The organism is Shewanella sp. MBTL60-112-B2 (genome assembly GCF_019655055.1).
Lineage (GTDB): Bacteria > Pseudomonadota > Gammaproteobacteria > Enterobacterales > Shewanellaceae > Shewanella.
This window is the reverse complement of sequence record NZ_BPFA01000002.1, coordinates 71,180-86,243: the sequence shown is the minus strand read 5'-3', so window position 1 is coordinate 86,243 and position 15,064 is coordinate 71,180. Positions and strand designations below refer to the sequence as shown.

16 protein-coding genes are annotated in these 15,064 nt (G+C 44.4%); 3 read left to right on the top strand and 13 right to left on the bottom strand.

Annotation, left to right across the window (positions count from 1 at the left end; genetic code table 11):
* Window positions 1–14 precede the first annotated feature (14 nt).
* A complete protein-coding gene (locus tag K5Q73_RS01640) occupies window positions 15–206 on the top strand; it encodes a bacterioferritin-associated ferredoxin (protein WP_220758897.1) in 192 nt (63 codons plus the stop codon).
* Between the two features lie 71 nt (window positions 207–277).
* On the opposite strand, the gene parC is transcribed toward K5Q73_RS01640, so the two are convergent.
* Genes parC through nudF form a run of 7 tightly spaced genes read right to left on the bottom strand, consistent with a single transcriptional unit; the run spans window position 278 to window position 8,227 of the window.
* Complete coding sequence (gene parC / locus K5Q73_RS01635) at window positions 278–2,545, bottom strand: DNA topoisomerase IV subunit A (RefSeq protein ID WP_220758898.1); 2,268 nt, start codon at window positions 2,543–2,545, stop codon at window positions 278–280.
* Window positions 2,545–3,687 (bottom strand): sorbosone dehydrogenase family protein, encoded by a 1,143-nt coding sequence (locus K5Q73_RS01630; protein ID WP_220758899.1) that lies wholly within the window; start codon window positions 3,685–3,687, stop codon window positions 2,545–2,547. The genes parC and K5Q73_RS01630 overlap by 1 nt, the downstream gene beginning before the upstream one ends.
* Window positions 3,688–3,725: 38 nt before the next feature.
* Window positions 3,726–5,612 carry a DNA topoisomerase IV subunit B gene (gene parE / locus K5Q73_RS01625; protein ID WP_220758900.1) on the bottom strand — a complete coding sequence of 629 codons (1,887 nt, stop codon included), beginning with the start codon at window positions 5,610–5,612 and terminating at the stop codon, window positions 3,726–3,728.
* A 55-nt stretch (window positions 5,613–5,667) separates the two neighbouring features.
* Window positions 5,668–6,240, bottom strand: coding sequence for a YqiA/YcfP family alpha/beta fold hydrolase (locus tag K5Q73_RS01620; RefSeq protein WP_220758901.1), 573 nt, complete (start codon window positions 6,238–6,240; stop codon window positions 5,668–5,670).
* 27 nt (window positions 6,241–6,267) lie between these two features.
* A complete protein-coding gene (gene cpdA / locus K5Q73_RS01615; RefSeq protein WP_220758902.1) occupies window positions 6,268–7,107 on the bottom strand; it encodes a 3',5'-cyclic-AMP phosphodiesterase in 840 nt (279 codons plus the stop codon).
* A gap of 21 nt (window positions 7,108–7,128) precedes the next feature.
* Window positions 7,129–7,563: a DUF1249 domain-containing protein gene (locus tag K5Q73_RS01610; RefSeq protein ID WP_220758903.1), complete on the bottom strand. Its 435-nt coding sequence runs from the start codon at window positions 7,561–7,563 to the stop codon at window positions 7,129–7,131.
* Between the two features lie 52 nt (window positions 7,564–7,615).
* Complete coding sequence (gene nudF / locus K5Q73_RS01605) at window positions 7,616–8,227, bottom strand: ADP-ribose diphosphatase (RefSeq protein ID WP_220758904.1); 612 nt, start codon at window positions 8,225–8,227, stop codon at window positions 7,616–7,618.
* A gap of 292 nt (window positions 8,228–8,519) precedes the next feature.
* On the opposite strand from nudF, the gene tolC reads away from it, so the two are divergent.
* Window positions 8,520–9,836 (top strand): outer membrane channel protein TolC, encoded by a 1,317-nt coding sequence (gene tolC, locus K5Q73_RS01600; RefSeq protein ID WP_220758905.1) that lies wholly within the window; start codon window positions 8,520–8,522, stop codon window positions 9,834–9,836.
* Window positions 9,837–9,971: 135 nt separating this feature from the next.
* Here tolC and K5Q73_RS01595 read toward each other — a convergent pair whose 3' ends face one another.
* From K5Q73_RS01595 to K5Q73_RS01585, 3 genes are read right to left on the bottom strand one after another with little or no spacing between them, the layout of a single operon-like run.
* Window positions 9,972–10,709 carry a TIGR04219 family outer membrane beta-barrel protein gene (locus K5Q73_RS01595; RefSeq protein ID WP_220758906.1) on the bottom strand — a complete coding sequence of 246 codons (738 nt, stop codon included), beginning with the start codon at window positions 10,707–10,709 and terminating at the stop codon, window positions 9,972–9,974.
* 2 nt (window positions 10,710–10,711) lie between these two features.
* Window positions 10,712–11,683: a DUF2333 family protein gene (locus K5Q73_RS01590; RefSeq protein ID WP_220758907.1), complete on the bottom strand. Its 972-nt coding sequence runs from the start codon at window positions 11,681–11,683 to the stop codon at window positions 10,712–10,714.
* A 12-nt stretch (window positions 11,684–11,695) separates the two neighbouring features.
* Complete coding sequence (locus K5Q73_RS01585; protein ID WP_220758908.1) at window positions 11,696–12,175, bottom strand: copper chaperone PCu(A)C; 480 nt, start codon at window positions 12,173–12,175, stop codon at window positions 11,696–11,698.
* 34 nt (window positions 12,176–12,209) lie between these two features.
* On the opposite strand from K5Q73_RS01585, the gene K5Q73_RS01580 reads away from it, so the two are divergent.
* A complete protein-coding gene (locus tag K5Q73_RS01580) occupies window positions 12,210–12,947 on the top strand; it encodes an enoyl-CoA hydratase-related protein (protein ID WP_220758909.1) in 738 nt (245 codons plus the stop codon).
* 193 nt (window positions 12,948–13,140) lie between these two features.
* Here K5Q73_RS01580 and K5Q73_RS01575 read toward each other — a convergent pair whose 3' ends face one another.
* The 3 genes from K5Q73_RS01575 to dusA form a co-directional block, all read right to left on the bottom strand.
* Complete coding sequence (locus K5Q73_RS01575) at window positions 13,141–13,341, bottom strand: PspC domain-containing protein (RefSeq protein WP_220758910.1); 201 nt, start codon at window positions 13,339–13,341, stop codon at window positions 13,141–13,143.
* Between the two features lie 127 nt (window positions 13,342–13,468).
* Complete coding sequence (locus K5Q73_RS01570) at window positions 13,469–13,783, bottom strand: hypothetical protein (protein ID WP_220758911.1); 315 nt, start codon at window positions 13,781–13,783, stop codon at window positions 13,469–13,471.
* A gap of 245 nt (window positions 13,784–14,028) precedes the next feature.
* Window positions 14,029–15,015 carry a tRNA dihydrouridine(20/20a) synthase DusA gene (gene dusA, locus K5Q73_RS01565; protein WP_220758912.1) on the bottom strand — a complete coding sequence of 329 codons (987 nt, stop codon included), beginning with the start codon at window positions 15,013–15,015 and terminating at the stop codon, window positions 14,029–14,031.
* Window positions 15,016–15,064 lie beyond the last annotated feature (49 nt).

Below are 15,064 nucleotides of genomic sequence, written 5' to 3'. Positions count from 1 at the left end.
AGAGATGATATTTCATGTACGTTTGTCTTTGCCACGCAATCACAGATACACAGATCAAAGAAGCCGTTAGCCAAGGTGATATGTCGTTAGCCGATGTTAAAAAGCGCCTAGGTGTAGCGGATCAATGTGGAAAATGTGCCAAGATGGCGACCCAGATCATCCAGAGACAAGTCGATATCGAACCTAACTTCTACGAAGTAGCATAATTGCTCAACTCGTAGAAATAAAAAATGCAGCCAAATGGCTGCATTTTTTTATCTACGCGATAATTCAGCGACTAAAGTACTGGTTCACCGTCACCGAGCTCTACACTGTCTACACGCTGCAAACCACGTGGTAACTTAGCACCACGACGGCCGCGCTCACCTCGATAATGTTCTAAGTCACTCGGTTTCAAGGTTAGCTTACGCTTACCCGCCCACAGGGTAACTGAGGTGTCTTCTGGGATCACATTCAAATGCAGCAATAACTCTTCACGGTTCTTAGCACGCTCGCCAGGAATACCGATGATCTTATTACCCTTACCCTTCGACAACTGCGGCAGCGCATCGAGAGAAAACAGCAACATTCGACCTTCATTAGTAATAGCTAAAATCGATTGAGCCTTTGACTTATCGACTCTCTGCGGCAACAACACCTTAGCATTAGCTGGTAGGCTCAGCAGTGCCTTACCAGCCTTGTTACGCGATACCATGTCCTTATTAGCGCATATAAAGCCGTAACCGGCATCAGAAGCTAATAAATAACACTGCTCCTCATCAGACAGTAACAAGTGCTCCATGGTTGCTCCAGAAGCTAGATTGAAGCGAGTGGTAATAGGTTCTCCCTGAGAACGAGCTGACGGCAAGGTATGGGTTTCTGTGGCGAACGCTCGACCTGAGGTGTCAATAAACACGCTCGGTTGATTACTGCGCCCTTGAGCCGATCGCAAGAAGCTATCACCCGCCTTATATGACAAACTCTTGCCATCAACCTCATGGCCTTTAGCGCAACGCACCCAGCCTTTCTCTGATAAAACAACAGTCACTGATTCAACAGGTACTAACTCTTGCTCTGTTAACGCTCTAGACTCAGTACGTTCAACCAGTGGTGAGCGACGTTCGTCGCCATAGTCTTCACCATCTCTAATCAACTCTTTCTTGATCAGCGTCTTCATACGACGTTCAGAACTTAGCAGTAATTGTAACTTATCTCGCTCTTCTTCAAGCTCGCTCTGCTCTGCTTTAATCTTAAACTCTTCAAGCTTGGCTAAGTGGCGTAACTTAAGATCTAAGATCGCATCAGCTTGCTTATCAGATAAATCAAATCGAGAAATTAACTCCGCTTTTGGATCATCGTTATAACGAATAATCTCAATCACTTCGTCGATATTCAGAAACGCAACCATCAAGGCATCTAGAATATGCAGTCTCGATAAAATCTTGTCTAATCGATACTCTAGACGACGCTTAACCGTAGTCATTCTGAACGTCAGCCATTCAGTTAATAGCTCTAGTAAGCCTTTTACTTGCGGACGGCCATTTAGTCCAAGTACGTTTAAGTTTACTCGGTAGCTTTTCTGTAAATCTGTTGTCGCAAAGAGATGCGCCATCATCTGGTCGCAATCGACGCGATTAGAGCGAGGCACAATCACCATGCGAACAGGGCTTTCATGATCCGATTCATCACGCAAATCCGTTACCATAGGTAACTTCTTTGCCTGCATCTGGCTGGCTATCTGCTCTAAAATCTTACCGCTACTGGCTTGATGCGGCAGCGCAGTAATAACAACTTCACCATTTTCAACGGTATAAACCGCGCGGGCCTTAATCGAACCTCGGCCAGTTTGGTAAATTTTAGCGATATCGGCTGCTGGAGTGATAATCTCAGCTTCGGTTGGATAGTCTGGCCCTGGAACAAATTCCATCAGACGTGGCAAGTCTGCCTTTGGGTTATCCAAAAGCTCAACACAGGCGCCCACTAACTCTTTAGCATTATGAGGTGGTACATCTGTTGCCATACCGACCGCGATGCCAGTAATACCATTAAGTAAGATATGCGGTAATCGCGCTGGCAATACTAACGGCTCTTTCATGGTACCGTCGAAGTTAACGCCCCAATCCACGGTACCTTGACCTAGCTCGCTAAGTAAAACTTCCGAGAACTTAGACAGTCTAGCTTCGGTATAACGCATTGCCGCAAACGACTTAGGGTCGTCGGGAGCACCCCAGTTACCTTGACCATCAACCAGTGGATAGCGATACGAGAATGGCTGCGCCATTAATACCATGGCTTCATAACAGGCACTGTCACCGTGAGGGTGATATTTACCTAACACGTCACCGACGGTACGCGCTGATTTCTTATGTTTGGATTGAGCCGATAAGCCTAGCTCACTCATGGCATAGACAATACGTCTCTGAACTGGCTTGAGTCCATCACCAATATGCGGCAATGCACGATCCATGATTACGTACATGGAATAGTTCAGATATGCCTCTTCCGTGAAGCGGCGTAGAGGCATTTGCTCGACGCCATCAAGGCTTAAATCTATCGCATCACTCATTAATCATTATCCTGTGACTGATTTTTTGCTGACTCTTTATAGAACAAACGGTAGACGTTGCCCTTTAGATCATCAGAAATATACATAGCACCATCGGGTGCTGTGACCAATGCATATGGTCTAGCGACGGGAAACTCTCCGTCTAGAAAACTCACTACAGTACTTCTTTTGGCTACTTGGCCATTTTCAATCTCTAACATCACGACTTGATAGCCGACCTTACTCGAACGGTTCCAAGAGCCGTTTTCGGCAACGAACATCTGGTTATGGAAACGCTCTGGAAACTGGGTACCGCGGTAAAAATGTAGTCCCTTGGCACCAACATGAGCGGGTAACTCATAAGTTGGAGGCACCACTTTTAGGTTTAGGGGTTTATCGTAAGCCGGCTCAACAATGTCAGTGGCATGAATATAAGGGAAACCAAAGTGACTTCCCTTACGCTCGACTTTGTTAATCTCATCTGGAGGTAAGTTATCGCCCATCCAATCACGGCCAAGATCGGCAAACCACAGGGTGTTATCTTCGACAGCCCAGTCAAAAGCCAATACCTTGCGCACACCGCTAACTATCTGCTCGCTGTCACCGGTTTCAACATCTATTGCTACGATGCTGCTATATGGCACCTCAGTCTCACAAACATTACATGGCGCACCGATAGCAATATATAACAGCCCATCGGGACCAAACTGCATCGCGCGGCGACTTTTCTTACTATTGCCCGGTAATCGGTCGTAAACCTCTTTCGGGCGTCCCGGCCTACGTAGACGAGACTCGATTTGATTGAAGCGTAAGATACGCTCCTGTTCTGCGACGTATAAAGCACCATCATGAAACGCGATTGCTTCAGGGTAATCTAAACCTTTGGCAATCACATAACGCTTATCAACCCGGCCATCATTGTTATCATCAACTAAGGCGGTAATACTACCGTCTCGATATGAGCCAACAAACAGAGTGCCATTGTCACCGACCGCCAGCTGTTTAGCGTCACCTAGAGCAGAGGCATATAAGGTTAAGCCAAAGCCTTTCGATACAGTGATCATCACAGGTTCGGCTGCAAATGCGCTACAACTTAAGATAAAGTTCGCGCAAAGTAGCGATATCCCAACGGCTAATTGATTTCGATAGTTTTCAAACGTCATTATTATTCTTTTGTCTGATTATAATCTTTTATTGCCGACTAGAGCTGGGCGAGATCACCCTTAGTCTCTAGCCAAGTCTTTCTGTCACCAGAACGTTTCTTGGCTAAAAGCATATCCATAAGCGCCAAAGTATCCTCGGCGTCATCGATGGTAAGTTGCACTAGTCGACGCGTATTGGGGTCCATCGTAGTTTCACGTAGTTGCAATGGATTCATCTCACCCAATCCCTTAAATCGTGTAACCTGGACTTTTCCTTTTCGTTTTTCTGCGGTTATTCTATCAAGAATACCGTTTTTTTCAGCCTCATCTAGGGCGTAAAATACATCTTTACCGATATCAACACGGAACAGTGGCGGCATAGCAACATAGATATGCCCTTGCTCCACTAACACTCGGTAATGTTTCATAAACAAGGCGCATAACAAGGTCGCAATATGCAAACCATCCGAGTCCGCATCGGCGAGGATACAGATTTTGCCATATCTCAATTCAGAGATATCGCTGCTATCTGGGTCACAACCAATGGCTACCGAGATATCATGCACTTCTTGCGAGGCTAACACCTGAGAGGCATCAACTTCCCAAGTATTCAAAATCTTACCACGTAGCGGCATAATCGCCTGGAATTCACGATCGCGAGCCTGCTTAGCACTACCACCAGCAGAGTCACCCTCCACTAGGAATAGCTCGCCACGCATAGGATCTTGTCCGCTACAGTCGGTTAATTTACCAGGTAGAGCTGGGCCCGAAGTAATGCGTTTACGCGCCACCTTCTTAGCCGCCTTTAAACGTTTTTGTGCATTGTTAATACACATATCGGCTAAGGCTTCGGCTTGCTCTGTATTGGTGTTTAACCAAAGACTAAACGCATCGCGTACGATGCCCGACACAAACGCCGCACACTGTCTGCTTGAAAGTTTCTCTTTTGTTTGCCCTGCAAACTGCGGATCTTGCATCTTGATCGATAAAATAAAGGTACTGCGGTCCCAGATATCTTCAGGGGTTAACTTGATACCACGCGGCATTAAGTTTCTAAACTCACAGAATTCACGCATAGACTCGAGCAAGCCCTGTCTAAATCCATTAACGTGAGTACCACCAAGTGGTGTAGGAATAAGGTTTACATAACTTTCGTTAAGATACTCACCGCCTTCGGGTAGCCAAGTTATCGCCCAATCTGCGGCTTCTAAGTTACCAGCGAAACTGCCAACGAATGGCACTTCTGGTAGGGTTGGCACCCCTTTAAATGACGATCTTAAGTAATCTTCTAAGCCACTTTCATAAAACCACTCTTGGGTTTCATTGGTCTGCTTATTAACAAATTTAATCCGTAGACCGGGGCAAAGTACTGCCTTGGCTTTAAGTAAATAGGTCAGCTTGCTGATCGAGAAATTACCCGAGTCAAAATAACTCGCATCAGGCCAAAAGTGAACGCTTGTGCCGGTATTGCGACGACCACAGGTGCCAGTTACATGCAAGTCTTCGACTTTCTCACCATGCTCAAAGGCCATCTCATACACTTCAGCATTACGGCGAACGGTGATTTCAACACGGCTCGAAAGCGCGTTGACCACTGAGATCCCCACACCGTGAAGACCACCCGAGAACTGATAGTTTTTATTGGAAAATTTACCACCCGCATGCAGCTTAGTCAGAATAAGCTCGACACCAGGGATCCCCTCTTCAGGGTGAATATCGACAGGCATACCACGGCCGTCATCGATAACTTCTAATGAGTTGTCGGCATGTAAAATAACGTCGATACGACTGGCATGGCCGGCCAATGCCTCGTCGACACTATTATCTATGACTTCCTGTCCTAAGTGGTTTGGGCGCGAAGTATCGGTATACATACCGGGGCGACGTTTAACAGGGTCGAGTCCATTTAGGACTTCAATAGCATCTGAAGTGTATTGGTTTGTCATGGCACACATTTTATTTTGTTATTCAGGCCATGTTGCGGCCCTACGGGTCTATTTGTCAAGAAAACAGATATTCACAGATAGAAGCGAGCTGGGTGTCATAACCTATAAAGCTATGGTCTCCACCGGGTTCTATTAAGAGCTTACAACAGTGATATTTCTGCACGGCCTGTTTATAGTCGAGCACTTCATCGCCTGTCTGTAACAGCACATAAAAGCGATCGGGATTGATTATTGCGGGCGTATTGTATCGCGCCACGTCCTGCTTGTGTTCAGCAACAACTTGGTAGGTTTCATCCGTATAGGGATTGTACTGAGTGCCAATGAATTCATCAAACAGTTCGAAAGGTTTTACCGCAGGATTGATTAAAACTGCGCGGCCACCATATGTTTCCGCCAAATAACTTGCGAAATAACCACCTAAGGAAGAGCCAATATAGGTAAGAGGCTGCCCCTCTTTTTTTGCCTTTTCAACAATACCAATCAGCAGTGCCATCGCTTCGAGTGGCTCACTGGGTAGTTGCGGTTGTTGAAAATGTAAATTTGGATAGTTCTGCGCCATAAATCGGGCGGTCACTAAACCTTTATCTGAAAGGGGAGAACTATTAAATCCATGTATATATAGCAGCATACTTCCTCACACTGCGGTTTCTCTTAGCTAATAACCGCCTGCATTTTTATCTGGTGAAAATGATTCACCAGGCACCCGGTAAACATTAGTAAGAATGCTACCATCAGACTTAAGCTCCAGCAAACGATAGCCTGGCTGCAGTGCGTCTAGTGCAAAATAGGGCGACTTAGGCTTAAACTGAATACAGGTTGACGGTGTTGCCATCAAATGTAGCGGTCCATGTGGTCCCATATGCTTAGTGTCTATGCTTTGGTGAACATGGCCCCAGAGTAATCCCTTTACTTGCGGGTAATGCTCGACTCTTGCTATAAAGCTTTGACCATTATCCATGCAATGCTGATCTAGCCAATTACACCCAGTCAAAATCGGGTTGTGGTGCATCACTAGCAGTACATGGCGATCGGGCTCAGCTTTTATCGCACTGTCGATAAGTTCTAGCTCAGAATCAGACATATGCCCGCCTGGACGCTCCCTTACGGTAGAGTCCAACATAATGATCTGCCAATTTCCCGCCAAAATACGCTTTTGAGCAAAAATCTTAGGCCCTTGCATATGTAAACTCATAATGCGTGGGTCGTCATGGTTACCCGGGAGGTAATGACAAGGTAAATTTACAGGCTCTATCGCTTTAACGAAGCTGTGATATGACTCGTTTGAGTAATCCTGGCTAATATCACCAGTGGCTAGCATTAAGTGTGCGGGGTAATTAACCGCAGAAATGGTATTTAGCACAGCACCAAGACTTTGGGCTGTATTGACCCCTAATAGCTGGGCTTCGGGATCGGCAAACAAGTGAGGATCTGTGACTTGCACAATTCTCACACTCTCAACTTCAGAAATTGAATAAGAGATAGCCGCTTTCAACAAATTAATTACCTAATAATCAGATTAACTGACGAACTTAGTTAAGTTATCTATCTTCAATAACTCTTCTAGAAAAGCATTGACTTGGTACTTTTCATCCCGATGATGCATATGCATATTTGGATAATCATACACTGGTCGCAATTGGTAAATCTGTTGACTAGTTAACACTTCTGCTAATTTAGCATCATGGTAAATGCGTACCGAAACTTTTGGAGTTGTTAGCCACTCATTCTCCCCAACGCAGCGAGAAATCTGCACTAACTGGGTATATCTAGTGTTTTCTAGCAGGCAAACATCTAATTGACCGAACTCTCCTTTGACTCGCCATTGCATACCTTCGCAGGGCTCAAGAGTCAGCCACCTTTGAATATGCATATAATTGCGGCCACAAAGTGCCAAGAACTGGCTGACATTAGGCTGATACTTATTTTTTTTGGCGTACTCAAGGTTTGACACAACTCTATCCTAACTCTCTCTAACTTCAATTCACCACAAGGGCTGCTTAGCGTTAAGCGTTCCGCTTACTGATTTCTTGATAATTTAATTGCAGCCATAACAAGCCTATGACCGTGGAGGCATTATCAATTCGCCCCGTTGCTACCATCTGGTAAGCCAGCTCTCGTGGTAATACATGCACTCGAATATCTTCCTGCTCATCCTCTAACCCATGAACTCCCTTTGCCTGTGCGGCGCAAACTTTAGCCCAGTAAAAGTCAAAACGCTCACTGGTTCCGCCCGGACTTGAAAAGAATTCATTTACTTTGGTCAACTCTTGAGCAACCAAGCCCGCTTCTTCTTGTAGTTCACGGCAAGCGGCCTCGGCTGACGTCTGGCCACTATCGATCATGCCCGCAACCAACTCCAGTAACCAAGGGCTTTTGCCGCTTTCAAGTACAGCTATACGGATCTGTTCTATCAATACAACCTGATCCGTTATGGGATCGTAGGGCAGTACCACTACAGCATGGCCACGCTCAAATACTTCACGACAAACTTCTTCACTCCAGCCACCGTTAAATAAGCGATGCTTAAAGCGATACTCGTCCATTTTAAAGAAGCCTTTATACAGGGTCTTCTTACCCAATAACTCGACATCATTACGATTAAATGTGTTGTTCATTTCTCGTCCTAAACATACTTGTTTATAAAGGTATTAATGGCACAATAAAGCCAAACAAAAATATTAATACTATGATGAAAGCAGTACTAATCATAAGCAAAAAAAACTGTTACACTTCTTAGTTGACTTAGAATTTGTACATTTTTAATATTTAACCCACTAAGTTTAGATGTATTGGGAAGCGTCGGGAAGCGCAAACCGCCTTACTGCCTATGAGAAATTGTAAGGCAAGGCTAAACATAACAAGTTAAATTAGCTCCTCAATGGAGAATTTTGTCTAAAAGGACAGCAAATGAAATTCAAGATCCGTTCTCTATGTGCCGCATTAACCCTTGCAGCAACAACGCAAGTAGCTCACGCCGATGACCTTCTACAAATATATCAACAAGCATTGACCAGCGATCCTATTGCGCTACAAGCTAAAGCTCAACGCGATGCCTTGTATGAACAGATTGAAGAAAATCGCGCTCCACTACTGCCTACTATCAGTGCCAATATCGGTTACGATAAAGCATGGAATGACCCAAGTGATGACAGCAGCGGTATTGTTGGTGGCGTTACTCTAAATCAAGTCATTTACGATCACAGCGCATGGGTTGGCTTAAGCCTAGCGGAAAAAGCCGCTTCTCAAGCAGACTCGGCATACGCCTCTGCGTTACAAAGCCTGATTATTCGTGTAACTAATGCTTACTTTGACGTACTAACGGCCAAAGATAACTACGAGTTCCAAGGCTCTGAAAAACGCGCAATTGAGCGTCAGCTTGAACAGACTAAGCAACGTTTTGCTGTAGGTCTTACTGCGATTACCGACGTACATGAAGCACAAGCGCAATATGACTTGGCTAACGCGACTGAAATCTTAGCTGAAAACACTCTAGCAAACAGCTACGAAGCATTACGTGAAATCACAGGTATCGATCACAAGAGCATCAATATCCTTGATACTAACCGTTTCTCAGCAACATCGGTTGCGCCAGCGTCTTCATCTGAGTGGATCAAGATGGCTGAAACTAACAGCGTTGACTTGATGACTACGCGTATCGGTAAAGATATCGCCGAAGAGACCATCACGCTTTATAAAGCGGGTCACATGCCATCGCTAAGCTTAAACGCTGGTTACCAGAAAGGTATCGAGCAAGAGCAAGGCGATATTAGCAAGCCTGATTTCGATAACGGCACTGTGGGTGTAACCCTAAGCATTCCAATTTTCGAAGGCTTCAAAGTTTCTTCTCGTGTAAACCAAGCTCAATACCAATACGTAGAAGCAAGCGAGAAGCTTGAACAGACTCATCGCCAAGTTGTTAAAAATGTTCGTAATAACTTTAACAACGTCGGTGCATCTATCAGTTCAATCCGTGCTTATGAGCAGTCAGTAATCTCTTCAGAGAGTGCATTGAAAGCAACTCAGGCTGGTTTCGAAGTGGGTACACGTACCATCGTTGATGTATTAAACCGTACACGTGACTTATACGATTCAAAACGTAAGCTGTCTGATGCACGTTATGGCTACATCAATTCAATCCTAGCGCTTAAGCAAGCTGCGGGTACCTTGAACGAAGATGATGTTGCCTCAATTAACAATGGTCTTGTCGCTCCAACGGCTAACTAAATCCCTATTGTTAATACTGTAAAAATAAAAAAAACCGCCAAATGGCGGTTTTTTTATGTTGTTTAAACTGGAATTCAAAGTCTAAATTATTAAAGCCTAGATTCTTAAAGTCTGGCTTAGTAAAAGACTAAATTCTTAGAAGACCAGTTCAACACCAGCGAAGTAACCTTTAAACTGCATATCAGCGGTCACGCCATCAAAGCCGTTAACGTCAAACTTAAAGTCACGGTAGCCCGCACGAATTCGGTAGTCTAGAGCCGCACCATCGAAGTTCCAACCAAGACCCAATGAGTAGTCATAAACACTAGACTCATCGACGCCCATCATGATGTCAGCGAAACCGTATAGGCCAAGACCTGGAACACCAACCTGCGCATCGACATAACCCATCACGATACCGCTATCGAGATCTTTAGTCTCTGGATGACCCGCATCAGCAACACGGAACTTACCATCCATCTTCTTATAAGCCGCACCAAGATCAAGCGCTACGATATCGTTATCTAAGATCTCGTAATAAAGAACGAAGTCGGTATTACTAAGATCGCTAGTGCTGTTTACGTCACCTTTAAAATTATGACCATTATAATTAAAATCGGCACCGCTCATCTTACCATCGGCTTCTAAGCTGTTTTGTCTAATCTTAACATTTGGAATTAGCGGAATTGGATGCTCAACAGCAACCCAGATACTGCCTTGAGAAGATGAATTATAGTTAAACTCTTGCTGTGGCTGACCCTTTTCAGCAAAAGTACCATTGGTATCAGCTTTCCAGTAGTCACCGCCAATTTTAAAACCAACAACGGTAGCAGCTTGAGCAGAAGTGCCCACTAATGAAGTTAATAGTGCACACGCCAATAACGTCTTTTTCATAGTTAACCTTGAGTCAATAAGTTAGTTAGATCGATAACCGCAGCATTTGCGCGGGAGATGTAGTTTGCCATCACCAAAGAGTGATTAGCGACAACCCCAAAACCTGAACCATTTAAAATCATCGGGCTCCAAACGGGTTGTTGTGTTTCTTCTAGCTCACGAATAATCTGACGTAGACTAACCTGAGCATTTTTCTTTTGTAATACATCGGCAAAATCGACTTCAATCGCCTTCATAAAATTCAGTAGTGCCCAAGTTGCACCACGAGTCTCATAAAAGACATCATCAATTTTCCACCAGCTGGTTTTTATCTCTTGCGCGCCATAGCTAGGGGTAGATTGTCTTGCAGAACTGTCGCCAGATAAATCGGTATTTAGACGCTCCTGCCCCACACTCGCCGATAGGCGTTGCGACATACTTCCCAAGCGCTTTTGCACCTCTTTAAGCCATTCATTGAGGTTATCGGCGCGAGCATAAAACTGTGCATCTTGGTTTTCTGTTGCCATCATGCGTGCACGATAAAGCTTAAGTAGCTTAATCGCGTCACGGTACTCACTTTCAGCACTTGGCACTAGCCAGCTAGTGTGTTCAATATTGAGTTTTGAATGCGCGGCGAGAAGATCTTTATCGGCGGTAGATTGCGATTGCGAACGACTAAACTCTTTGCGCATAATCAGCGCTAAGTCTCGCGCCTGTTCAATGGCTCCGAACTCAAATGCAGGCATGTTATCCATGAAGATAGACGGAGGTGTAACATCATTAGATAACCAGCCGCCCGATTTATTCAGTAGCGCTTCAACAGTTAGGATCAGCGAGGTTGTCGTGGCATAACCAACAACATTATTGCTATTTTCCTGACTATAAATATTCTGCTCGATAGGATCCGGCTCTACACTCCACCAAACACTAACTAGATAGCCGATAAAGAAAACAATAATCGCGGCTGCTAAGACTTTCTTCCATGTCACCTGCATTGTGCTGACTCCTTAGTGGTGATGATGGTGGTGTGCACCATCGCTTTGCTCTGCTTGTTTCTTAACCTGCAGGCTAATTTTTTGTGTCGTGCCATCGGCAAATTTTAGTGTCATATCAACTGTAGAGTCGATGACTAAAGGTGACGTTAATCCCATGAGCATAATATGATTTCCCGACTCAGACAGCACTAAGCTCCCATGAGAGTCTATGTCAAAACCCTCAACTTGGCGCATCTTTATCATGCCATTTTCTTCAATTAGAGTGTGTAGCTGCGCTTCTTTAGCAAAAGGGGCCTCGACAGCCACCAAGCGGGTGGCATCACCATGGTTTTCAATTGTGATATAAGCGGCGCTGTTTGGCACAGTTGCAGGCATCGCTCGGACATAACCATCAACAAGTACTACCTGCGCCATAGCCGTGAACGAAAGGCAACTTAACAAGCCGATGTTAAACAGTTGTTTGAATATTCGCTTCAATGTCATAAACTCCATGTAAAACCCAATTCGCACAATGAGGACATAACGAATGAGCACGATTCAAGTTAGGGACGACAATGGTGTAAGGGTAATTACGTTTAATCGTCCGGATAAACGCAATGCGCTTAACCTACAAATGTATACACAGCTAACAGAATACCTTATCCAAGGTGAGTCGGACAATGAAATTCGAGCCTTTATGTTTCGTGGCCAAGCTGATTGTTTTACTTCGGGTAATGATGTCGCGGACTTCTTACAAAATAGTGGCTTAGGTGCCGAACATCCTGCTTTTCGTTTTCTCTTCTGCCTATTAGATCTACAAAAGCCTGTCGTAGCAGCCGTCACAGGTGCCGCAGTCGGTATCGGCACGACTATGCTACTGCATTGTGATTTAGTTTATGCAGACCAAAGCGCCAAGTTTCAACTGCCATTCGTGCAGCTTGCATTAGTCCCTGAAGCTGGAGCAAGCCTATTACTACCTCAAGTTGTTGGTCAGGCAAAAGCTAGCGAACTATTAATGTTAGGTGAAAGCTTTAATGCTGTTCAAGCCCAAAGCTATGGTCTCATTAATGATGTTATAACCAGTGATACTATTTTTGAGTACGCTTTAAGTCGGGCACATCAATTAGCAGCGCTGCCACCAATCTCGCTACAAACAACCAAGAAGTTAGTTCGCTATAACAAAGAAGAAGTGCGAGCACAGATGAACAAAGAACTTATCGAATTTGGGGCTAGGCTGGCAAGTGATGAAGCTAAAGCAAGGTTTGCTGCATTTTTAAAGCGTTAGCGCAGTCTTGTTAAATACAGTCTTATGCAGGACATTGAGTGCGGATGCTAGACGTTGTGATTTAGCATCCGCATTTTGTTGCGATTACCACGGCATGATGATGCGCTTGATAACGACTTGAGGTGACGTATTTCAAAGGAGTGAGTACTCTCATTTAAATATCCTCTTTACTCATTATTTTAAAGCGCCAGCCTTAATAAGGCTTTTCCCATTTAGGTAACACTAAGGCCAATACAAAATAGGTCAATAATCCCATCGCTGGATTGCAGAATATAGCCACTGCACAAACAACACGAGTCCACATGCAAGACCAGTCAAACTTATCAGCCATCGCGGCGGAAACACCACATACCAATGAACTAGGGTCTTTTAAACGTTCTACAAAATCCATCATTTCTAACTCCCTTTCGATTAATCTTCCAACTTATGCCACTCTAACGAGCACACCAAACAAGCAAACATCACTAAACTAATAACCGGCAGTAGTAGCAGCATCATAAACTGAGCTAAGAACAACATGATTAATCCTTAGCTACCGCACTTGTCACTAATGGCTGTTCTTTATTTTCCGCTGCTAGTTGCTCACTAGTGACTTGCTGCTCGCTTTCAATATCAAACAACATTTCAGACATCTGGGCTTGAATGGATAGACTTAGCTCAGTCTGAGCTTTTGCCATCATATCCTGCATCTGAGCAGAGATATTTTGCTCTATATTGTTAGCCACATCGCTAACTAAAGAGGTTTCTGCATGGGCAGAAGTCGTAGCACTTACACCAAGAAGTAGAGCAGTAAATACTGAAGCTTTAACGGTTTTTAATACAGTAGAGTTAAACATAATGGATTCCTTTTCGAGTTTCGCCTAATTGCATTGTTATAAATAAAAAGTTGTTAATTAAAGAATTCTTAATTACAAGATAACTAATACAAGTGGTGTGCCAACTTTTCAAAAAATCATTAAGATCATGTTTTGCTTTGTAATTTTATATTGGAAGGATTGATTAGCAGCTGAGTGATATTTAAACATAAAAAGAAATTAGTGAAACTGACCATGCTCTGGCCAATTTCACTAATAGAGAGTCATTAAAGGCTTACAACCGAGTCCATCTCGGCTCTTGCCTGAGTTATAACCTCAATGCCAGCACCTTGCTTATGAGCATTTTCGCTTATATATCGGCGCCATACACGCGAGCCAACCTCACCTTGGAAAAGACCAATAATATGGCGAGAAATATGGTTAAGGCGCCCACCTTGCTGCAGATGTTTCTCTATATAAGGAAGTAGTTTCTCTAAAACAGCATCTCGACTGATCACTGGTGCATCGATACCACATAACTTCTGATCGACTTCAGCTAGAATATACGGATTTTGATAGGCTTCGCGGCCCACCATTACCCCGTCAAGGTGCTGCAAATGAGTCTGACACTCCTCTAACGTCTTTACACCACCGTTAATCGAGATATTTAACTCAGGGTAATCACGCTTAAGCTGGTATACACGCTCATAATCTAATGGCGGGATTTCACGATTCTCTTTCGGACTTAAGCCTTGAAGCCAAGCCTTACGTGCATGGATGATAAACTCTTCACAGCCTGCCGCTTTAACTGTATCGATAAACTGAGTCAAAAACTCATAGCTATCTTGCTCATCGATACCGATACGGGTCTTAACTGTGACCGGTATATCCACCACTTGTTTCATGGCCGTCACACATTCGGCCACCAGCTCAGGTTCAGCCATCAAACAAGCACCAAAGCGACCATTCTGCACTCTATCCGATGGGCAGCCGACGTTAAGGTTAATCTCATCGTAACCGCGCTCGGCTGCGAGCTTGGCACAAGCTGCAAGATCGACTGGATTCGATCCACCAAGCTGCAATGCTAACGGGTGCTCTTCTTGGTTATAAGCTAGGTAATCACCTCGTCCATGTAAAATCGCGCCCGTTGTCACCATCTCTGTATATAGCAGGGTCTGAGAAGACATAAGCCGCGCAAAATAGCGGTAATGCTTATCGGTCCAATCCAGCATGGGAGCAATTGAGAAGGTGCGATTGATTTGTCTAACTGACATAAACTAATTATCCAACTTTAAATAAAGACAGTTATTGCCCTATAGGCTT